We start from the raw sequence: 19,901 nt of genomic DNA, 5'->3' as shown, positions 1-19,901 counted from the left end.
CAACAGGACGGACAGGCCGAGCCTGTCCGTCCAATTTCCGTGTCCAGCGCCGAAAAACCGGTTGGGACAAGATGTTCGGACGAATCGACGTGAAGATTCGGCGTGAAAATCGCCGTCACTGATACCGGCCGCGGCCTTCGATTTCGCGCAGTTGGTCGAGGACCGCGGCGGTTCCCGTCTCCTCGTAGGCCGCTTCGAAAGCCCGCTGGAGTTCCGCGGCGTCGTCCGCGGTGCCTGCGAGGCTTTGACTGAAGACGTGGAGGTCCATCGCGTAGTCCTCCACGTCGTCCGAATAGTAGCCCAAACCGAAGTCGATGACGTAGGTTCGGTCGGCGGCACACCGCAGGTTCCGCGTGGTCGGATCGCCGTGGACGATGCCGCTCCGGTGGAGCGTTCCGAGATGTCGGCCCACGTCGCGCACCCGGTCTGCGGTGAGTTCGTCACGCAGGTCGCCGTGGCCGACGCGTTCGAACTCGATTGCCGATTCGGCGAGGTCGATGTCAGAGACGACCGGCGTCGGGACGCCTGCACGTCGCGCGTCGCTCGTGAGGCGCGCTTCGAGCGTCGTCCGCTCCTTTCGGAGGTGTGCATCGAGCGAAGGATGACGGTAGGATTTGGGCGTCCGGCGTTTCGTCACGCGCTCTTCGCCGATGGAGACCGTCGCTTCCGCGCCGCGAACCTCGTCCGCTTCGGCCGGGAGAAAGGCATCGTCCGCTTCCGTTCCGCGCCACGTGACGGCCACTTGGTCGGGGCGGAAGTTCGAGTCCACCGACGAGTCGGACACCGGAATCGTGTCGCCTGCTGCCAGCATCTCCGCGCCGAGGACGGCTATCATCCCGGCGTTGTCCCGCAAGAATCGCGGTTCCGGCGCGTAAAAGTTCGCCCCACGCTGGTCGCACATCTCGGTGAGCATCTCACGGAGTCGTGCGTTTTGCCCGACGCCGCCGCCGAGGACGAGTTCGTCCCGGTCGGTCAGCGAGAGGGCGCGTTCCGTCACCTCGGTCAGCATGGCGAAGACGTTCTCCTGCATCGAGAAACAGACGTCTTCGACGTCGTGGCCGTCGTCTACGGCTTGTTTCGCCGCGCTCATGATGCCGGAAAACGAGAAGTCCATTCCCTTCACGACGTAGGGCATGTCGATGTACTCGCCGTCCCTCGCGGCCTCCTCGACCTTCGGCCCGCCGGGATGCGACCACCCGACGTGGCGGGTGAACTTGTCGATGGCGTTGCCGACGCCCGTGTCCATCGTCTCGCCGAGGACGCGATACCGACCGTTTCGATAGCCCAACACGTGGGCGTTGGCACCGCTCGCATTGAGACAGACCGGGGAGTCGAAGCCGGAACGCTGCCGACCGATTTCGAGGTGGGCGACCATGTGGTTCACGCCGATGAGGGGCACGTCCAGCGTTTGCGACAGCGCGCGCGCCGCCGTCCCGACGATGCGCAGACACGGACCGAGTCCCGGGCCTCGGGAGAAGGCGACGGCGTCGATGTCGCCGTCCGCTTCAGCGAGCGCCGTCTCGATGACGCGGGGAATCGCGTCGCTCATGTGTTCTGCGGCTTCCCGCGGATGAATACCACCGCTCTCCGGTTGGTAGGCGTCGGTTTCGATAAAAACGGAATCGGTGTTCGAATCGTAGACGGACGCGCTGGCCGCCCACGCGGTACCCTCGACGCCGAGGATTCGCATTTACTTCCACTCGGTGTAGCTGCACTTGCCGCAGTGAAGCCGGTCACCGTGGTCCGCGAGGAACGAGTCGCCACAGCGCGGGCACTGCTCTCGCTCGGTCGTGCCGTCGTCGTTGTAGAGTTCGTGTCGCGGCATTATTCGGCCTCCTCGGCTTCGGGTTCGGACTCGCCTTCGGAGTCGGCCGTGATCTTGTTGCGTTCGAGCATGTAGTCCTGTTCGACGTCGCGGGCGTGCTCCGAACTGTCGTAGACCTTCGCGTAGCCGACGGTCTTTCGCATGCCGAACTTGGTGTTCATCTCGTGAACGACGACTTCGTCGGCGTTCTTGTCGAGTTTCGCCGCGAGACTGTCGCGGACGGAGAGACGCGACGGCGTTGCCTCGTCGTGAACGATCTGAAACCGCACTTCGGTCCGGTGGAGCATTGGATTCTGCTCCTGTGAGAGGATTTCGACTTCCATGTGTAACACTCAGTTATACTGTTCTTCTCCCCGAAGCCTGTAAAAGGATTTCGAAGTGGGCGATTCCACCGGCGACCGGTCAGTGCGGAAGCCACGGAGAGCGAAGGTCACGATGCGGAAAGTGCCACCGCTCTTCCTCCCCGGCATCGACGCGATACATCGTGGGAGAACAGTTCGAGCCATTGCGGAACCCGTTTCGTCTCCTCGCCGACGGTCGCGTCACGCGTCGTGGCCGAGGAGCGAGAACAGACGGTCCGTCTCGCCGTCCATTCGAGCCAACAGGTTCCGGGCCTTGCCCTGCACCTCGGGCGTGACCCGCGCGAGAACCATTCCCTCGTCCGGTTGCCCGTAGACGACGCTCCCCCCAGTCGGCACCGCGAGGACCGCGGGAAGCGCCGCGAGGTCCTCTTCACCGTCGACCACGAGAACGGTCGGCGCTGGCGACTCGATTGCCTTCACGAGCGACCGGAGGAGGTCGTCCGTGAGGACGCCTGCCGGGTTCTCGACCCGAATGCGGCGAGCGTCGTCGCTGACCGCGTTTCGTATCTCGGGGTCGACGCGCTCGCGTTTCGTGATTCCGTCGACCAGCGCGACGTCGGGCGTGACGCCGACCGATTCGAGGTGGTACGTGACGACGTCGCCGACCGCGACGATCGGTCCGTCCGCCGATTCGAGCAGTCGCTCGGCGTCGGTGAAAATCGGTCCGAGCGGCTCCTTTAGCTCACCGCGCAGCGCACGCGGAAGCGAGACGACGGTTTCCGACACGTCCCTACCTGACTTTCAGCGCGTAGCTTCCCGGCTTTTTGACTTCCATCTCCCGTCCGATTTCGCTCTCCTCGGGGTGCGCGATGGAGACGTAACCGCTCCAGTCCTCGGTGAGGCTGGTGGAGTTGCAGATCGGACAGATCTCCTCGTCCGCTTCGATAACGGCGTGGCAGTCGCGACAGGCGACTCGATTGCTCGCCACGGTTATTCACTCTCCGTCGTCGCGTGGCGTTTCTGTCGGTCCTCTTTCAGCCACCCGTGTTTGCCGAGACCGACCTGCTTCGCCGTGAGGCCGATTTTGCTCTCGCGCGGGTTGCGCTCGTCGATGCTCTTCGTGACGATGCGCGTTCGAACGGAGTCGCCGACGCCGAGGGCGCGGTTGGACTCACGCGAGGCGAGCGCTTGGCCTTCCTCGTCGAACGCGAGGTACTCGTCGGAAATCTGGGAGACGTGGAGCAGTCCGTCCACCGGTCCGATACCGACGAACGCCCCGAAATTGACGACTTCGACGACTTCGCCGTCCACGACTTCCTGCATCTGCGGGTCGAACGTCAGCGCGTCGAACTCCGCTTCGTAGTAGACGCCGGGGCGGTTGGGAAGCACCGCGCCCTCACCGATGTCGTGTACTTCGGTGACGCTGACGACGCTGCCGACGTCCTCGTCCATCCGTCCTTCGAGTTTATCCTGTAGTAGCCGCTTCACCAGTCCCGGCGTAACGTCCGCGAGGAACTGGGGAGGCACTTCGACCGTGTCCTTCAATCTGGCCCGTTTGTACATGCTATGGTTGAGTGATTGCGAGTTTGTTCTTCCCCCTTATATGAATTACCGGTACGCCAGCGTCGAGCAGGCGTGTCCGAAGGGGTGCGTCGTTCGTGACGACGAAGTCGAACTCGGGTCCGAGTTCGACCAACGCGTCGTCCGCGTACGATTCCTCGTGGTCGACGGTTCGACACCGCGTCGCCAAGTCGGCACCCACACTCGCAGCGGTTGCCTCCTTCCCGTTGCCCTGTGATAGGCCGTCGAGTTCGTTCACGACGGCGCGAGGGGTGACGCATTCGAACCGGCCCAACAGGCGGTCGAGTTCGTCGAACACCCTGACGCCGGATTCGACGGGCATCATGAGGGCACTGGTATCCATGACGACGATGTGAACCATCAGTTCTCGGTCGTGAGCGTTCCGATGCCGATGAGTCGCCAACGTGCGCCGATACGGCGGTTGATGGCGATTTTCGCCCCTTCGGGTGCGCAGACGGGACGTTTGAGCGAGACTTCACACTCGTCGTCGCGCGCGCTGGTGACGGCACCGACCGTCGTCGCCGTCCCGACCGTCAGCATGAGCGGTTCGCCCGTACTGATTTCGTCCACGTTCTGCTCGTCCATGCCGACGAGACGGTCGAGCAGGTCGATCTTCATGGTGAACTGCTCCCACGTCGGCGGGAGGCTACCGGGCGTTCCGGCGACCTGCCCGGCGAGCGCGTCACCTTTGGTGAGGCTCGGGTCCAGGCCGGTTCCGACGCCGAGGAGTCCACCGGGCGTCACCTCGTCCACGATCTCGCCGCCCGCCTGGAGGGAGCGAACGTCGGTCTGGATGGGTTCCCACTGCGTCTGGCCGCCTTCGTCCACCTCTCGACCGGGACGAAGTTCGAGTTCGTCGCCCTTGGAGAGTTTTCCCTGCACGAGACTGCCGCCGAGAACGCCGCCCGTGAGGTCGTCCCACGTCGTTCCGGGACGGTTGATGTCGAAACTGCGGGCGACGTACATCTGCGGTTCGTCGCTCGGGTTTCGTTCCGGCGTCGGAATCTCCTCCTCGATGGCCTGAATCAGCAGGTCGACGTTGACCTCCTGTTGAGCGCTTATCGGGACGACGGGCGCGTCCTCCGCGACCGTCCCCTCGACGAACTCCTGAATCTGTTCGTAGTTTCGTCGTGCGCGGTCGGGACTGACGAGGTCGATCTTGTTCTGTGCGATGACGATGTTCTCGATGCCGATGATGTCGAGCGCCATCAGGTGCTCTTCCGTCTGGGCCTGCGGGACGTTCTCCGTGGCCGAGACGACGAGCACGGCGCCGTCCATCAGCGATGCTCCCGAGAGCATGGTCGCCATGAGCGTTTCGTGGCCGGGCGCGTCCACGAACGATACTGTACGAATCGGTTCGCTTTCCGAACCGTCGGCGCACGTCTCGTCTACCGTGTAGCACTCCGGCGCATCGACGTCCGGGCACTGCCTGAACGTCGCGTCCGCGTAACCGAGTCTGATGGAAATCCCCCGCTTCATCTCCTCGGAGTGCTGGTCGGTCCATTCGCCGGAAAGAGCCTGCACGAGCGTTGTCTTTCCGTGGTCTACGTGGCCGACGAGTCCGATATTCACCTCCGGTTGGTTGTGTGTTCCTGTCAACGTTGACCTCCTGAAGTAATTTGTCGTAGATTCGGCCCGAACGACTGATAAACCTACTGTTCTCGTATCGCGCGCGCTCCTGACAGAAACGTTACAAAAATGTAATTCAGGTAACGTTTTATCTGCCTTCCGGTACTGCTAGAACCATGAGCAGCGATACCGGATTACAGGAGTGTGAGGACTGCCTCGCCCCGGCGGAGGCGTTCTCGGTCATCGCCAACGAGACGCGCCTCTCGATTTTGGAGGCGCTCTGGCAGGCCCCGGAGCGGCCGATCGGCTTCTCGGAACTGCGCAAACAGGTCGGAATGCGCGACAGCGCGCAGTTCAACTACCACCTGAAGCAGTTGACCGACCACTTCGTCGTTCGAACCGACGCGGGCTACGACTTTCGGCAGGCCGGGAAGAAGGTCGTGAGCGCGATTCTCGCCGGGTCGTTCAACGAACACCCGCACCTCGACCCCATCGAACTCGATGAAACGTGCGTAGATTGCGACGCCCACCTCCGGGCGGCCTACGAGGAAGAGACCCTGACCGTCGCCTGCCCCGACTGCGGCAAGGCCCACGGCAACTACCCGTTCCCGCCCGGCGGCCTGAACGACCGAACGGACGCAGAAATCATGGACGCGTTCAACCAGCGCGTGCGCCACCTCCACTGCCTGGCCGCCGACGGCGTCTGCCCGGAGTGCAACGGTCGGATGGAGACGACGGTAAGCCGCGACACCGAGGAGGTCCTCGGCACGAAGGTTCGAGTGGACCACGAGTGCGCGCAGTGTCATCACCGACTCCACTCGACGGCGGGACTGTCGCTCCTCGACCAGTCGCAGGTCGTCACGTTCTACAGCGACCACGGCATCGACCTCTGTACGAAACCGTTCTGGGCGCTCCCGTGGTGTGTGGACGACGGAAACACGACGGTTCGGTCGGAGGATCCGTGGCGAATCCACGTTGCGATTTCGCTGGACGACGAGGCGCTCGACGTGACCCTCGACGGCGATATGAACGTGATCGAAATCGACCGCACCCACACCGCTTCCGCCGACGCCAAGGGCACCGTCTGACAACCCTTTTACAGGAGTGTGTTTCAGTAACGCGTCCTACAGAAGTGTTTTTCAGCTAACAGTTTTGTCGGTGTCTCCCCTCTTTCAACCTGAGGAGAGCCCCCATGAAGTACGAAGCAATCCCCGGTCTCGCCGAACCGACTCCCGGAAACGACATCGTTCGCCGAGCGCTCGCCACCCTGTTGATCCTCGCGATCGGTATCGCGAGCGCCCTCGCGGTGGGCACCGCCTTCGTCTACGGGGTCGAGGCCATCGGAGCGAACGTCCCGGTGATACTCGTCGGTTGGGCCGCCAGCATCGGCATCGCGTTCGCCCTCCCGTTCCTCGTCGTCCGCGTCGTGACCGCGGCCCTCACCGCGTTTCGACTCTGAGACAGATCGCGACCATCTTCCCGCTGACGCCCTTCTTTCCCGTTCGTTTCGATAAAGGCAGTTTTCGAACACCCCCGCTACGACATGGTGTAGTCGAGAGTGACCGAATCGTAACGACCCGGAAGCAGACCCCGCCACGCTCGCTACGAACAAACAATGATTATGGTGTGATTGCAATCACTACGAGACAGCCCTCGAACGCCCCCGCCACGCTCCGAGATGACTTTGGTTCCCGGTTCGACGTGAATGCTGAATCAGTCCCCGAAAGCCCCCGCCCGCTCGCGGTCGCTCGCCCACATCTCGACTTGGCACAAACCGCGTGCCTCGCCGAGAGGGGTCGGCGAAACGACCACGACAAGCGCGAGCGTGCGGCCCCTTTCAGTCCTCCTACGACGCCACAACCCCCACAGCACCGCGACAGCCACACCCTCCCCACCCGATTCCGTTCCTCACTCCGTTGCGGTACTCATCCCTCGCACGCTACAGCGAGAGGACGCGGCCACTCTCGGCCGCGTCCTCTCGCCAGCACGCGCCACGGTGGTACTTCACCATCCGAGAAATCGAACGAACTGAACCCCTCGATTCCACCCTTCCCGCGGCTTTTTTGCCGACCGAATCCCTCTGGAGAGTCGTGCGAGAGTTTCCGTTCGAGTTGGCGTTGTGCGCCCATCTGGAAGCGACGACTGGCAACGTTATCGCCCGACAGGTCGGCGCTGGCGTCCACGCGCCCTCGAACCGAATCATCGACGTGCTGTGCGTCGAACCCGGCCCGGACTTCGACGCCCGGACGAAACTCACGGCGGAGCGGATTCCCGACGCGGCTATCGAGAGCGACGTCGGCGTCGGGGAAGCGCGCTACTGGCGCGACGCCTTCGACACGTCGCCCGAGTACGCCCGGGAGATGGTAGACCGGGCAGTCGATATCGGGTTCTTCGAGCGCGAACGGCGTGGCGGGCGGGAGTACGTCCGGCAGGTCGCCCGCTATCCCGACTGGTTCGGGCGATTGGTGGGCATCGAGAACAAACCCGACCTCTCGGACCCCGGCGACCTCGAAACGCAACTCCGCAAGGACGTGAGCCTCGGCCTCGTCGACGAGGTGATTCTGGCGACCGAGAGCTACGTCACGGGGGCACACCTGAACCGCATCCCCGAGGAGGTCGGCGTCTGGCGATTCCACGTCGAAGAAACGGGACGTGGAGCGGTGGGGAACGGGGGAGAAATCGAAGTGGTTCGCGAACCGACACCGCTCGACGCGGACGGGGCGGGGACGGAACTCATCGAGGAACGCGTCGGCAGAACGGACGTTCGCGTGGCGAGCGCGGAACAAAAAGCCGGACGGCGACGGCGGATGGCGGAACGAGCATACGGGAAGGGCTGGCGGACGTACGATTTTCCCGCCTGCGGCGAAATCGAAGCCCGTTCCGGCGCGCTCCCGTACTGTCGCTGGAAGGGGCGGGTCGTCAACCCCGCGCGGTGTGGAAACGACTGTCCGGGACACGACCCCGCCGACGCGCCTGCGGTCGATACCGATACGGAGCGGGACGCCCGGACGCCGTGGGTTGGCGAGCCGACAGGACGGACGCGGCGACAGGTCGGACTCGACAGATTCGGCCGAGACATGTAAAATACAATCCGTTTCCGTCGAGGCGTGAAGTGTAAACATACAAGAACCGGGATCAAGAATGGGGGTGTATGCAAACGCCCTCCCGACGGCAGTCGCTGGCCGTCGGCGCGATACTCCTGTGTTGTCTCTCCTTGTTCGCACCGACGCTCGCCGCGCAGTCGAACGGACAGGAAAGCGTCGCCGATAACGGAAGCATCGCCGATAACCCGTGCGTCGGAACCATCACCGGCCCCGCGAACGGAACGACCGTCGTCGCCGTACAGGGCTACTCGTGGATAGACGACGGACAGAAGCGCGAAGCGAAACTCGTCGCCATCGGCCCGAACGGCACGGTAAAGTGGGTCCATCACACCGGCGAGCACGGCATGGTCTGGGGCTACGACGTGGACCCGATGCCGAACGGCAACCTGTTCGTCACCGGGACGGCGAACGGGGAAACCGTCGTCTACGAGTTCAACCCCCGAACGCAGGAACACGTCTGGAAGGAGACGCTCCCCATCGAGGACACCCACGACGTAGACCTCATCAACAACGGGACGCAACTCCTCGTCGCCAACCTGCGCAACTACAACGAGAAGGAGGAACGCAACGACGACAGCATCTTCGTCTACGACCTCCAGAAGGACGAAGTGGTCTGGCGCTGGTTCTTCCGCGACCACTACGATTCGAGCGTCGGCGGGAACTACACGAAAGACTGGACGCACGTCAACGACGTAGACAAAATCGGTCCCGGCGAGTACCTCGCCTCGCCGCGCAACTTCGATCAGGCCATCGTCATCAACCGTTCGACGGGGAACGTCGACATGCAACTCGGGTCCTATGGCGAGAAGGACGTCCTCGACAAACAGCACAACCCCGACTACTTGGAGAGCGAGGACGGTACCCCGACGCTCCTCGTCGCCGATTCCGAGAACAACCGTATCGTGGAGTACGAAAAGGAGGGCGACGGGTGGAACCGAACGTGGTCGATGGGCAAAGGCGACGACCTCTCGTGGCCGCGCGATTCGGACCGCCTCGCGAACGGTAACACCCTCATCGGCGACTCGAAACACGAGCGGGTGCTGGAAGTCACCCCGAAAGGGAAGGTCGTCTGGGAGTTCTACACGCCGTGGCTCGTCTACGACGTGGCGCGCATCCCGGACGAACGGGTCGAAAGCCCGACCATCGCCGACCAGAACGCCACCGGAAGCTACGCGTTCAAAGGGGCGACCCAGAAGTACGACGCGGAGTCGATGAAGCAGTGTAACGCCTACCTCAACTCCATCGACGGGTGGGCCGACGGGCAGAAACCCGACAACACGACCACCTCGGACGGAGCGGGCGTGCAGGACAACGACGAGCGCAACAACGGAAGCCTCGGTGGTTCGGACGGCGACTCCGGCGACACCAGCACGTCGCTCCCCGGGTTCAACGTCGTCGTGGCACTCGTCAGCCTCCTCGCCGCAGCGGCGCTGTTGGTTTCCGACCGGCGGGACTAAATCCGGTACTGCTCGCCGTCAACCGCCAAGGGCTCCTCGAACGCCTCTTCTTCGGAGTAGAAGTGCGACACGTGTACCAGACGCGTTACCTCCGCATCCAGTTCGTCGGCCAACGAGAGCGCCCCTTCGCGCGTCATGTGTTTGTACCCGAAAGTGCGCGGAACGCCGTCGTCGGTGTGATGGCGGCCGCCCGCCGGATGGTACTCACAGAGCGATGCGGGGACGATGGCGTCGGCCAAAAAGAGGTCGGCGTCCGACAGGGCCTCCCGAGACGCGTCCGGAATCGAATAGCCCGTGTCGCCCGTGAGCGCGAGTTTCGAACCGTCGTTCTCCACGATGACGCCGTAACAGACGAGCGGCGGGTGTTCGACGGGGACGAACGTCACGTCGAACCCACAGGCGGAAAACGACACGAGCGGTTCTCGGTCGTGGACCGTGATTTGGTCGAGGTAGTCGAACTTGTCCCGAATCGTGTCGGCGACGCTCTCGTCCGTCTTCGGGTCGGTTTCGCCCGTCGCGTGGACGGGCAACGAATCGAACAGTCGATAGGCGTTCCCCAACCCATCGAGGTGGTCGAAGTGGATGTGCGTGATGAGAACCTCGTCGGGCAGCGAGACGTCGTTGTCGAGAAACTGCGAGCGAAAATCCGGGCTGGCGTCGATGAGGAGGCACTCGTCCGTCTCCTCGTTGCGGACGTGAACCGAGAACCGCGAGCGCTCCACACCGCGGTCCCAGGCCTCGCGGCAGGTGTCGCAGTCGCATCCGACCGTCGGAGTGCCAGTCGTGTCGCCGGTTCCGAGGAGGGTGACTTCCATCGGTACAAGATGCACGGCGACGGATGCTAAATGTCGCGGTCCGCGATGGTATCGCGGGAAAAGTCGTCGCGCCGTCAGTGGTCGTGGGAGTGACCGCTGATGTCGCCGCCCGCGACCAGCGCGTCGTGGTCGCCGTCGATCATGTCCATGTCCTTCAGGTGGTCGCGCTCCTCGAAGTCCTGAATCGCGTAGTGGAGGTCCTCCTGCGTGAGTTCCGTTCGTTCCTCCGTGAGCGCTTCGAGGACCGCTTCGCGGAGGACCAACCGCAGGTCGCTCCCGGTGAGGCCCTCGGTCATCTCCGCGATTTCGTCGGGGTCGAAGTCGGCGATGCGCATCCGCCGGGTGATGACCCGAAGGATGTCCGAACGCATCCCCTCGTCCGGTTTCGGGAAGTTCAGAATGTCGTCGAAGCGCCGCCACGCCGCCGCGTCGAGTTGGTCGGGGTGGTTGGTCGCGCCGATGAGCAACACGTCGTCCTCGATGAGCGAGATGTTGTCGATGCTCTTGAGGAGGGTGTTGACGGCGCGTTTGATTGCCGCGTGCTCGTCGCTCCGGCGGGTTTTCGCCACGAAGTCGAACTCGTCCATGAAGAGGATACACGGCGAGAGTCGCTTTGCAACCTCGAACACCTTCTCGACGTTCTTCGCTGTTTCGCCGAGATACTGGCTGGTTATCATCGACAGTTTCACTTCCACGAACGGGAGATCCAAGTCGTAACCCAGCGCCCGCGCCGTCGAGGTTTTCGCCGTTCCCGGCGGTCCGACGAAGAGGAGTTTCCCGATTTCGCGCAGGCCGATTTGGGCCAGATACTCGCGGTGCTCGATGGCCTTCACTATTTTGTGGATTTCGGCCTCCTGGTCCTCCGTGAGGACGAGGTCGTCGAGCGTCAGTTCGACCTCCTCGGGTGCGTGGATGTCCACGAGGTCGAGCATGCTCTCCCCGTCCTCGTCCTCGTCTTCGTCGAAGTGCTCTTCGAGCAGGCTGTCTATCCACGCCCGGTCGGACTGTACCGGCCGGTTCGTTTCGAGAACCTCCTCGTAGGTCACGTCCACGTCGTCGTAGTCGGAGAGTGCGTAGGCGAGCGTCGGATTCGCGGCGATTCGCTCATCGTCGCGGTCCACGAACCACTCCTCCGCCATCTCCTGTTGTGTTATCTCGATGCTTCCCGAGAACGTGTCCCGGTCGGTGAACATCAGTTCGGAAACCGCTTCCCACGGTTGGTCGAGTTCGGTCGCCTCGCGCGCCGTCTCGATGGTCGTTCGAAGCGGTCGCTCTATCGTTCCGTCGTGCCAGAACACCTGCCGAATCTTCGGTGGCAGGTCGTTTTCGTCCAGATCTCGGTTCTCGCTGTAGACCCGTGCAGTGAGCAAGAACTCGATTACGTCCAGCGCCCCGCTGTTCATTCTCCCGTGGGTAATCACGGGAGAATCTTAAGCGCGTCGGACTAGTCTACGCGGAAATACCGCACCTCACAGGGTTTCAATCAGTTCCGTTCGCCGTTCAATTCATCCGGAATATCGTTTACGACGCGTGTGAAGCTGTTCAGACAGACCCTACCGATCCTGTATTATTGATAGATTGCTCGTAACAAAGTAATGGTGTATCCGAGTAAGAACCGAAGCCATGCAACTATCAGGATTCAATTTATCGGATTACGAACGAATACTGGACATCGGGCTGGACGCAGGGTACCGGTTTTACACGCTCGCCGACTATCTCGAATCGGACACGGTAGACGAACCCCACGTCGTCCTACGGCACGACGTCGACCGTCGGGTCGGGAACGCTCTCGCGTTGGCGTCCGCCGAAGCCGACCGGGACGTCACTTCGACGTACTACTTCAGAACGAACACCTTCTCCCCCGACGTCGCCCGTCGGATAGAATCGATGGGACACGAGGTCGGCTACCACTACGAGGACCTCGCGAAAACCCGCGGGGACGTGGAGGAGGCCCATCAGCGATTCGGAACGAACCTCGACTCGTTCCGCGAACACGTGGACATCCGAACGGCGTGTGCGCACGGAAGTCCGCTCTCCCCACACCTCAACACGGACATGTGGAAGGACGCGCGGACGGCGGCGGACTACGGACTGCTCGGTGAGGCATACAGTGCATTGGAGTTCGATTCCCGCGGTGAGTCAGACCTCCTGTACCTCTCGGACACCGGGCGAGACTGGGACGCGACGGCGCCCGATTTCGGGGCGGTTCGGTCGACGGACGACGTCGTGGAGGCGCTCGAATCACGGGCGTGTTCGTCGCTGTACGTCCTCGCACACCCGAGCCGATGGGCGGTTTCCCCGATGCAGACGATCGAACGACCTTGCTGGGACTTCGCCGCCGAGGCCGCGAAAGCCACAGCGAGCGGCGCACACTCGGTTCAGCGAGCGAGCGGTCGGCTCGCGGAAGGGACCCGTGCGGCGCGGGCGATTCGGTCGGTCGTGACTCGGGTTTCACGGGAGTGATTCGCGATGCCGGACGCAACCACCACGACGACACGCCGGGGAGCGCTCCGTACGGCCGGACTCGTCATCGGCGGCACGGCACTCGTCGGCCACGCCGCTGCGGCTCCAGCGGCGTCGAACGGAAAACTGGTGTTCACCTACGACGACGGTCCCACCGACGACTACACGCAGGCCTATCGCAAAGCGCATCGAAAGGAAGGCGTTCCGGGGTGTTCCGCCGTTCCGTCGGCGAGCGTGGGAACCAAAGGGAGCCTCGACGCGTCCCAACTCCGGAAATTGGAGGACGCCGGGTGGGAGATCATGTCCCACAGCGTTCACCACCGGGCGCTGTCGAACATCGCGGTGACGAGCGACATCTCTCCTGAGGACGAAACACTCCGCGTCGAGACGAACCTGCACGGAAAGCTGCCGGGCGACGAACTGCTCGTCAGCGACGGATCGACGTCCGCCACGGTTACGGTCGCCGGGAAGGGTTCCGACGATGAGGGGGAGTACATCGAACTTGACTCGAACGTCGGAACGTCGTTTTCGGCGAGCGACGGCGTCACCGAACGATACACCGACGAGATACTCCGTTCCGCGCTCGGAACATCGAAGAAGCAACTGGAACGTCACGGCGTGACCGTCACGAACATCGTCATGCCGTACGGCGGCTACGGCCCTCGAACGCAGGAACTCGTCGGCGAGTACTACACCGCCGTCGCGAACGGCGGACTCGCCATCGGCGGCCGCGGGCAGATACAGACACCGGACGAACTCACCCTCCCGCACCTTTCGCGGGCGATGTTTCGGCAGGGGAAGATGACCGAGACGGAACTCGGGACGTTCCTCGATTCGGTGGCCGACGAGGACGCGTTGGGAATCCTCGGAGGTCACAGTTGGTGGCGGGAGCGCCTTCCCGTGAGTCGGATTCGAACGGCCATTCGGATGGCGAAGGACCGAGACATCGACATCGTCACGCTTCGGGACGCGCTCTCGGAAACGAAAGCGACGAAGACGACGACCACGGGGACGACGGCTACGAAGGGGACGGCTACGAAGACGACAACCGGAGGGACGAACGGCGCGCGCGCGGCCGGTACGAACACGACGGACGGAGTCGCGGCCGGAGCGGAAAAGACTCGAACGGAGGGAGAAACGACGAACGGGACCGGACAACCCGGTTTCGGCGTAGTTTCGGCGTTGGTCGGTGTCGGAAGCGCCGCCGTGTGGAAGCTTCGGAAGAAGTAGCGGTGAGTATTCGGCAGGAGTAGGCCGCGATTACGCGGTCGAATTGTCGAGGGAGTCCTGCTGCACGTAGATCACGACGGTGCTGACGGTACACCCGCTGTCGAAGCCGAAGCGCTGGAACTCGTACCGCTTGTACCCCGACATGTAGCCCTCGATATCTTCCGCCGTGCCGTCCTGACTGGAACAGGTGGAGACGTTGGCGGGGGCGATGACTATCGGCGGTTTGTCGCCGCTGAGCGCGGCGGGGCTCGTCGTGCTGTCGATGTCCGCATCGGCGGTTTCGAGGTACCACGCGAGCGGGAGGCGGGCGAACCACCCGTCGCCGCCCTCACCTCCTTCGACCGGATACACGTCGTCGGCGGCCTCGTTCGGCGAGTAGAACTCGCTTCCGTAGAACATCACGTCCGTTCCCTCGTTCTCGCGCGAGATGCGCTGGAGGTCGTGGAGAAGCGGCTTCGCATCGGTCGAGGAGGACTGGGCGTACTGGACGAACTGGTTGTCCGGGCTCTGTGGGTTCTGATATGACGTGCTGTAAGCCGTCGTCCCGACGGAACCGACGATGAGCAAGAGGAGAATCGCGGCGGCGGCGAGGCTCACGTCGTCGTGATCCTCGTACGCTTCCCATCCCCAGCGGAAGATCAGCGCGAGGCCGACGGCCGCCGGGAACGCGAGTGGGACGATGGCGTGAACCGTCGCCCATCCCGCCTTGATGTCCATCACGAGGGGGTAGCCGAGGATGCTGACGAAGCCCCAGTAGAAGCCGAACGAAACGATGTCGCGCGGCCGGTCGCCGGAGTAGCGGTCGACGATGAATCCCACGACGGCGAGGATGCAGAGCGCGAGCGCGCCGACTTTCAGCGACATGAGATAGTGGTCGAGATACGGCAAGTAGGAGTGGTCGGAGTGATGCTGCCACCCGAGAAACTGGTTCCCCGCCTTGATCGTCGCGGCGGTGAACACCTCCGGTATCATCGACGGTTGCGAGAGGGACTTCCAGAGGCCCGGACCGGGTTGGCTCTGGGAGCGCGGCGCGTAGAAATAGACGAAGATGGCGAGCGCTTCCACGGCGGCGAGGAGCGCGATACCGAGTCCTTTGAGAATCGAGACGACGACGGCGATATCCCGCTCGAACAGTCGAACCGCGCCGGTTCGGATTCGTCGGGGAATCGCCGCACCGATTCCCTCGTTACCGACGCGCCGAAGCATGAGACGGTGGTCGTAGAGCAGAACCGCACCGCCCGCCCAACAAGCCGCGTAGAGGAGGGCGTTTTCCTTCATCGTGAACCCGAGCGTGAAACACGCGACGGCGGCGAAGACGTAGCGGAGGCGGCGGGTGTCGAAGTAGCGGACGACGAATCCGAGGGCGAACACCATCACGGCCGCGAGCATCACGTCGTTTCGCATGAACCGCGAATAGTAGAGGAGGACGGGGTTCAGGGCAAAGAGGAAGGCGAGCGCGACCGTTTCCGACGCTCTGAGTCGCTTCCGGAACAGGAGCGCCGCGAGCGGGAGGAGGCCGCCGATGAGCGCGACGACGAATCGCATGGTGAAGTCGTTCGCGCCGAACAGCGCGAACACGATGGAGTCCATCTGTAACAGAAACGGACCGTGAATGATGCGGCGATAGTACCAGACGCCGTTCTTCATGAACGCATAACTCCAGTAGGCGACGCGGGCCTCATCCTGATGGGCGACGCGTGCACCGAGGTTTACGAGACGGAGTGCGATGCCGAACACGGTGATGAGAACGACCAGTGGAACCGGTTCGAGAAATCGCTGGAGGAGGCTCGATTCGTCGCTCGACGTGAACGGGCGAGCGCGTTTCTGGGCGGTGTCGGAACCTTGCATCGTCGGATAGTATAGACGATATGGAATGGGTTCGGCCAAATAGTTTCTGAAGCCCCTCGATAGTCAATAAACTTACAAACTGTTTCTCATTTACTCCGAGTTCTACGGCCACTTAAGGTCCACGAGCGAGAATCGTGAACTATGGAGAACGATACCACACCGGTCATCGCGAAGGCGATTCGGACCCCACAGGGCAAGGAGGGTGGCGTGTACGCGGACGTTCGAAGCGAGGATCTCTCGATTCCGCTCGTGAACACGATTTTGTCCGAGACGGGACTGACGAGCGACCACGTGGACGACCTCATGTGGGGGGTCGCCCAACAGCGCGGCGAGCAGGATAACAACGTCGCACGCGTCATCTCGCTCCTCTCGGACCTCGGCGAAGGCGTGCCCGCCACGAGCATCAACCGCTGGTGTGCGTCCTCGATGCAGGCGCTCATCAGCGCGAGCGACGCGATTCGGGCGGGCCAGCGCACGGCCATCATCGCGGGCGGCGTCGAGAACATGTCCCGCGTCCCGATGAGCGGCGGGTACGAAGGCCGAGGGATCCACCCGCGGATGTCCGAGGAGTACAACCTCCCCCAACTCCAGATGGGGATGACCGGCGAGAAGGTCGCGGAGGAGTTCGAAATCTCCCGCGAGGACCAGGACGAGTACGCGCTCCGAAGTCACCAGCGCGCCAACGACGCGACGGAGTCCGGGCGTTTCGACGACCAACTCGTTCCCATCGAAACCGAGGAGGGACTGGTCGAGACTGACGAAGGTATCCGCCCCGATACGAGCATGGAAGCCCTGCAGGGCCTCCCGAGCGTGTTCAAAGCCGACGGCACCGTGACGCCGGGCAACGCCTCCCAGATTTCCGACGGCGCGGCAGCGCTCCTCGTCACGAGCGAGGCGTTCGCCGAGGACCACGGCCTCGAAATCATGGCGACCGTCGGCGACAACAACGTCGCGGGCGTGGACCCGACGATAATGGGCGTCGGCCCCGTCCCGGCCACGAAGGGCCTGCTGGAGCGCACGGGCGAGAGCATCGACGAGTTCGACCTCGTGGAACTGAATGAGGCCTTCGCCAGCCAGACACTGTACAGCCAACGCGAGCTCGGCGTCCCGGACGAGAAGTTCAACGTCAACGGCGGCGCTATCGCCATCGGCCACCCGCTCGGTGCCTCCGGCGCGCGCCTTCCCGTGACGCTCGTCCACGAGATGCAACAGCGCGACGCGAAAAAAGGCCTCGCCACGCTCTGTGTCGGCTTCGGCCAAGGCGCGGCGATTACGCTGAAGCGCGAGTAATTACCGCGAATCTCCGATTCACGGGGTGACGAGTGACCGGTCCGTTTTCCCCGCACGTTCCATCCGCCGACATCGGGCCATAGAATAATTACGCCGTGCGTCGAGTTCTCCGGATGTGTCTCGAAGTCGCCCCTCCTCCGCGACGCTTGCGTGGATGGTTCCCGCCATACTCGCCAGTCTCGTCGTGTTTGCCGCGTATCTCTTCGCCCACCCCTATCCCGCCACCGGCGGCGGCCTGTACCTCGCGATGGCCGACGCGATACGCGACAACGGCTACCGTCTTCCGGCGCGGATTCCGCACTACACGACGAACGGAATTCCGTTCGGCTATCCGCCGCTCGCGTTCTACGTCGCCGCGTTTCTCCGCGATTTCCTCGGCGTCGGTCCGCTGACCCTGACGCGCTTTTTCCCCGGCATCATCACCGTTCTGACCGTGGTTCCCGCGTTCTTCCTCGGGCGCGAGGTGTTCGCCGAGGACCGCGATAGAAACCGACGTGCGGGACTCGCGGCGCTCGTCGTCGCGGTCAGTCCCGCCGTGTTCAAGTGGCACCTCTCGGCGGGCGGCATCGTCCGCGCTCCCGCGTACCTGTTCACCGTGACGGGGTTGTACGTCGGCCTGCGACTGTTTCGGACGCCGGAAAAGCCCGTTCGGTGGGCGGTTGCGGGGGCGGCCTTGTTCGGTCTGACGATTCTCACCCACCCGTCGTATCCCGTCTTCTTCGGGACGAGCTATCTGGTCTTCTTCGCCGTCTTCGACCGCTCGCCCGCCGGACTGAAGCGTGGCGCGTTCGTCGCGGTCGGTGGCCTGCTCCTCGCGGTTCCGTGGTGGGGCCACATCGCCGCCGTCCACGGCCTCGACCTCATCACCCGAACCGCCGGGTCGCGCCTCGGAATCGGGCGGGGAATCTTCTGGTTCCCCTCCAAGTTCCTCCACGCCCGCCGGACGCGGTTTCTGCCCGTCTGGCACGTCCTCACGCTCGTGGGTGTGGCCGCGCTCGCGGTGCGGAAACGCTACTTCCTCCCGCTCTGGTTCGCCGCGACCGTCGTGATGTTTCCCAAGCCGCGGTTTCTCATGCTCGTCGGCGCGTTCGTCGTCGCCGCCGTGGTGTTCGATTGGCTACCGAGCGTCGCCGACGCGGCGTCGGAACGGGACGGAATCTCGACGGACGGCGGACGGTTGCCGCGCGTTTCGCTCGTCTTACTCCTCCTGCTCTCGACCTACGGCGTGGCGACCGGCGGCCTCTACGCCGCGAACTACGGACCCGTTCCCGAACGCCCGCTCCACCGACTCCAGCAGGACCCGCTTCCATCGTACATCGACGGCGACGACATGGCCGCGATGCGATGGATACGAAACCGAACCCCGCAGGACGCGACGGTCCTCGTCGCTGGCGACGCCGCGGAGTGGTTCCCGGTGTTCGCCCATCGAACCGTCGTCGCTTCCCCGTGGGGGGCCGAATGGCTGCCGCCCGACGAGCGCGAACGCCAAATCTCGCTGTACCGGAACAGTTCGACCTGCGCGTCGGCCAGTTGCATCCGCGAGATACTCGCTCGGGACGACGTGTCGCCCGATTACGTCTACCTCACCCGCGAAGGCACCCGGAGTTGGATCGCCCGCGAAACGCTGAGTCGGGCACAGTGGACGGGGATGCTGGACCGCTTCGACGCGTTGAGGGGAACCTCGGTCGTCTTCCGAAATCGGGACGTGGCGGTCGTGAAGGTAGATGGCTGAAGACGGATTCGTCGAAGTCGAGGAGTGAGTACGGGGGTCGACCGGAGCCGATGGGCCTTGTTTCTACGGGGGAGAGTTGTAAATTGACGAATATCTTTTTGCGCCCGGCAGTCCAATAAGCGGTAGTGTATCGCACGGCGGGAACGTCCCACAGTTGTCGAGAATGACCACCGAACCACCGACGGGAACGGAGGCGATTTCACGCGATACGGCGTTCGAAATCCTCACCAACCCACGGCGTCGGTACTCCCTCTCTTACCTGCGGTCGAAACCGGGAACGGTCTCCATCGGCGAGCTCGCCGAGGTGGTCGCCGCGTGGGAACAGGACACCAGCGTCGAACTCGTCTCCTCGAAGGAGCGAAAATCCGTGTACACGTCGCTGTACCAGACCCACCTCCCGAAGATGGCCGACGCGGGCGTCATCGTCTACGACCGACAACGCGGACAGGTACGACTCAGCGACACGGCGACCGAACTCGACAAGTTCGTCAATCCGTCGTCGACGGGGGGAAACTGGAGTCGGTACTATCTCGCGCTGGCGGTCGTCGGCGGAGTGGTAATCCTCTGTAACCAGCTGGGAATGTATCCGTTCACCCTCCTCGACGTCCTCGCGTACGCCGCGTTGCTCCTCGTCGCGTTCGCTCTTCTCTCGGCGGTCAACCTCGAACTCGCGCGACGAAGGTGA

At 63.4% G+C, this 19,901-nt stretch carries 20 protein-coding genes; 9 read left to right on the top strand and 11 right to left on the bottom strand.

The window, feature by feature from the left end:
- Positions 1–115: 115 nt before the first annotated feature.
- From ACGYLY_RS17855 to ACGYLY_RS17820, 8 genes are all read right to left on the bottom strand, one after another.
- A complete protein-coding gene (locus tag ACGYLY_RS17855) occupies positions 116–1,690 on the bottom strand; it encodes a bifunctional N(6)-L-threonylcarbamoyladenine synthase/serine/threonine protein kinase (protein ID WP_395283464.1) in 1,575 nt (524 codons plus the stop codon).
- Positions 1,691–1,825 carry a 30S ribosomal protein S27ae gene (locus tag ACGYLY_RS17850; protein WP_007976639.1) on the bottom strand — a complete coding sequence of 45 codons (135 nt, stop codon included), beginning with the start codon at positions 1,823–1,825 and terminating at the stop codon, positions 1,691–1,693.
- A complete protein-coding gene (locus ACGYLY_RS17845; RefSeq protein ID WP_231185553.1) occupies positions 1,825–2,148 on the bottom strand; it encodes a 30S ribosomal protein S24e in 324 nt (107 codons plus the stop codon). The genes ACGYLY_RS17850 and ACGYLY_RS17845 overlap by 1 nt, the downstream gene beginning before the upstream one ends.
- Before the next feature lie 219 nt (positions 2,149–2,367).
- The gene (locus tag ACGYLY_RS17840) at positions 2,368–2,913 is read right to left on the bottom strand and encodes a GTP-dependent dephospho-CoA kinase family protein (protein ID WP_395283463.1); all 546 of its coding nucleotides are present in this window, start codon (positions 2,911–2,913) and stop codon (positions 2,368–2,370) included.
- A gap of 4 nt (positions 2,914–2,917) precedes the next feature.
- Entirely contained in the window at positions 2,918–3,115 is a 198-nt protein-coding gene (gene spt4, locus ACGYLY_RS17835) for a transcription elongation factor subunit Spt4 (protein WP_231185555.1), read from the bottom strand.
- Positions 3,116–3,117: 2 nt separating this feature from the next.
- The gene (locus ACGYLY_RS17830) at positions 3,118–3,690 is read right to left on the bottom strand and encodes a DNA-directed RNA polymerase (protein WP_231185556.1); all 573 of its coding nucleotides are present in this window, start codon (positions 3,688–3,690) and stop codon (positions 3,118–3,120) included.
- Between the two features lies 1 nt (position 3,691).
- On the bottom strand, positions 3,692–4,069 hold the full coding sequence (locus ACGYLY_RS17825; RefSeq protein WP_395283462.1) for a PIN domain-containing protein: 378 nt from the start codon (positions 4,067–4,069) through the stop codon (positions 3,692–3,694).
- Positions 4,069–5,307 carry a translation initiation factor IF-2 subunit gamma gene (locus ACGYLY_RS17820; RefSeq protein WP_395283461.1) on the bottom strand — a complete coding sequence of 413 codons (1,239 nt, stop codon included), beginning with the start codon at positions 5,305–5,307 and terminating at the stop codon, positions 4,069–4,071. Before ACGYLY_RS17820 ends, ACGYLY_RS17825 begins: the two co-directional genes overlap by 1 nt.
- Before the next feature lie 146 nt (positions 5,308–5,453).
- Here ACGYLY_RS17820 and ACGYLY_RS17815 point away from each other — a divergent pair, with 146 nt between their 5' ends.
- The 4 genes from ACGYLY_RS17815 to ACGYLY_RS17800 all read left to right on the top strand — a co-directional run bounded on the left by ACGYLY_RS17815 (position 5,454) and on the right by ACGYLY_RS17800 (position 9,838).
- A complete protein-coding gene (locus tag ACGYLY_RS17815) occupies positions 5,454–6,365 on the top strand; it encodes a winged helix-turn-helix domain-containing protein (protein ID WP_395283460.1) in 912 nt (303 codons plus the stop codon).
- 104 nt (positions 6,366–6,469) lie between these two features.
- Complete coding sequence (locus tag ACGYLY_RS17810) at positions 6,470–6,736, top strand: hypothetical protein (protein ID WP_395283459.1); 267 nt, start codon at positions 6,470–6,472, stop codon at positions 6,734–6,736.
- Positions 6,737–7,367: 631 nt separating this feature from the next.
- Positions 7,368–8,360: a DUF5787 family protein gene (locus ACGYLY_RS17805; RefSeq protein ID WP_395283458.1), complete on the top strand. Its 993-nt coding sequence runs from the start codon at positions 7,368–7,370 to the stop codon at positions 8,358–8,360.
- Between the two features lie 68 nt (positions 8,361–8,428).
- Complete coding sequence (locus tag ACGYLY_RS17800) at positions 8,429–9,838, top strand: arylsulfotransferase family protein (RefSeq protein ID WP_395283457.1); 1,410 nt, start codon at positions 8,429–8,431, stop codon at positions 9,836–9,838.
- On the opposite strand, the gene ACGYLY_RS17795 is transcribed toward ACGYLY_RS17800, so the two are convergent.
- The gene (locus ACGYLY_RS17795; protein ID WP_395283456.1) at positions 9,835–10,653 is read right to left on the bottom strand and encodes an MBL fold metallo-hydrolase; all 819 of its coding nucleotides are present in this window, start codon (positions 10,651–10,653) and stop codon (positions 9,835–9,837) included. The genes ACGYLY_RS17800 and ACGYLY_RS17795 overlap by 4 nt on opposite strands.
- 74 nt (positions 10,654–10,727) lie before the next feature.
- The gene (locus ACGYLY_RS17790) at positions 10,728–12,056 is read right to left on the bottom strand and encodes an ATP-binding protein (protein WP_395283455.1); all 1,329 of its coding nucleotides are present in this window, start codon (positions 12,054–12,056) and stop codon (positions 10,728–10,730) included.
- Positions 12,057–12,276: 220 nt separating this feature from the next.
- Between ACGYLY_RS17790 and ACGYLY_RS17785 the strand changes: the two genes are divergently transcribed.
- Both ACGYLY_RS17785 and ACGYLY_RS17780 read left to right on the top strand, forming a co-directional pair.
- Complete coding sequence (locus tag ACGYLY_RS17785; protein WP_395283454.1) at positions 12,277–13,116, top strand: hypothetical protein; 840 nt, start codon at positions 12,277–12,279, stop codon at positions 13,114–13,116.
- A 6-nt stretch (positions 13,117–13,122) separates the two neighbouring features.
- Positions 13,123–14,346, top strand: a complete 1,224-nt coding sequence (locus ACGYLY_RS17780) for a polysaccharide deacetylase family protein (RefSeq protein WP_395283453.1) — start codon at positions 13,123–13,125, stop codon at positions 14,344–14,346.
- Positions 14,347–14,376: 30 nt separating this feature from the next.
- Here the strand turns inward: ACGYLY_RS17780 and ACGYLY_RS17775 are convergent, their stop codons facing one another.
- Positions 14,377–16,194, bottom strand: a complete 1,818-nt coding sequence (locus ACGYLY_RS17775; protein ID WP_395283452.1) for a flippase activity-associated protein Agl23 — start codon at positions 16,192–16,194, stop codon at positions 14,377–14,379.
- Positions 16,195–16,335: 141 nt separating this feature from the next.
- On the opposite strand from ACGYLY_RS17775, the gene ACGYLY_RS17770 reads away from it, so the two are divergent.
- The 3 genes from ACGYLY_RS17770 to ACGYLY_RS17760 all read left to right on the top strand — a co-directional run bounded on the left by ACGYLY_RS17770 (position 16,336) and on the right by ACGYLY_RS17760 (position 19,901).
- Positions 16,336–17,484 (top strand): thiolase family protein, encoded by a 1,149-nt coding sequence (locus tag ACGYLY_RS17770; RefSeq protein WP_395283451.1) that lies wholly within the window; start codon positions 16,336–16,338, stop codon positions 17,482–17,484.
- A gap of 115 nt (positions 17,485–17,599) precedes the next feature.
- A complete protein-coding gene (locus ACGYLY_RS17765; protein ID WP_395283450.1) occupies positions 17,600–19,216 on the top strand; it encodes an ArnT family glycosyltransferase in 1,617 nt (538 codons plus the stop codon).
- A 163-nt stretch (positions 19,217–19,379) separates the two neighbouring features.
- Positions 19,380–19,901, top strand: coding sequence for a hypothetical protein (locus ACGYLY_RS17760; protein ID WP_395283449.1), 522 nt, complete (start codon positions 19,380–19,382; stop codon positions 19,899–19,901).

The organism is Haladaptatus sp. CMAA 1909 (genome assembly GCF_043952005.1).
In the GTDB taxonomy this organism is placed as follows: Archaea; Halobacteriota; Halobacteria; order Halobacteriales; family Haladaptataceae; genus Haladaptatus.
This window is presented reverse-complemented; position numbering and strand designations above follow the sequence as displayed.

Bases quoted from the DNA above. Each gene is read 5' to 3' on its own strand.
- ACGYLY_RS17760 (WP_395283449.1), top strand. From the start codon at position 19,380: ATGACCACCGAACCACCGACGGGAACGGAGGCGATTTCACGCGATACG.
- ACGYLY_RS17800 (WP_395283457.1), top strand. From the start codon at position 8,429: ATGCAAACGCCCTCCCGACGGCAGTCGCTGGCCGTCGGCGCGATACTC.
- ACGYLY_RS17815 (WP_395283460.1), top strand. From the start codon at position 5,454: ATGAGCAGCGATACCGGATTACAGGAGTGTGAGGACTGCCTCGCCCCG.
- ACGYLY_RS17810 (WP_395283459.1), top strand. From the start codon at position 6,470: ATGAAGTACGAAGCAATCCCCGGTCTCGCCGAACCGACTCCCGGAAAC.
- ACGYLY_RS17830 (WP_231185556.1), bottom strand. From the start codon at position 3,690: ATGTACAAACGGGCCAGATTGAAGGACACGGTCGAAGTGCCTCCCCAG.
- ACGYLY_RS17770 (WP_395283451.1), top strand. From the start codon at position 16,336: ATGGAGAACGATACCACACCGGTCATCGCGAAGGCGATTCGGACCCCA.
- ACGYLY_RS17775 (WP_395283452.1), bottom strand. From the start codon at position 16,194: ATGCAAGGTTCCGACACCGCCCAGAAACGCGCTCGCCCGTTCACGTCG.
- ACGYLY_RS17825 (WP_395283462.1), bottom strand. From the start codon at position 4,069: ATGGTTCACATCGTCGTCATGGATACCAGTGCCCTCATGATGCCCGTC.
- ACGYLY_RS17855 (WP_395283464.1), bottom strand. From the start codon at position 1,690: ATGCGAATCCTCGGCGTCGAGGGTACCGCGTGGGCGGCCAGCGCGTCC.
- ACGYLY_RS17785 (WP_395283454.1), top strand. From the start codon at position 12,277: ATGCAACTATCAGGATTCAATTTATCGGATTACGAACGAATACTGGAC.
- ACGYLY_RS17790 (WP_395283455.1), bottom strand. From the start codon at position 12,056: ATGAACAGCGGGGCGCTGGACGTAATCGAGTTCTTGCTCACTGCACGG.
- ACGYLY_RS17780 (WP_395283453.1), top strand. From the start codon at position 13,123: ATGCCGGACGCAACCACCACGACGACACGCCGGGGAGCGCTCCGTACG.
- ACGYLY_RS17850 (WP_007976639.1), bottom strand. From the start codon at position 1,825: ATGCCGCGACACGAACTCTACAACGACGACGGCACGACCGAGCGAGAG.
- ACGYLY_RS17845 (WP_231185553.1), bottom strand. From the start codon at position 2,148: ATGGAAGTCGAAATCCTCTCACAGGAGCAGAATCCAATGCTCCACCGG.
- ACGYLY_RS17795 (WP_395283456.1), bottom strand. From the start codon at position 10,653: ATGGAAGTCACCCTCCTCGGAACCGGCGACACGACTGGCACTCCGACG.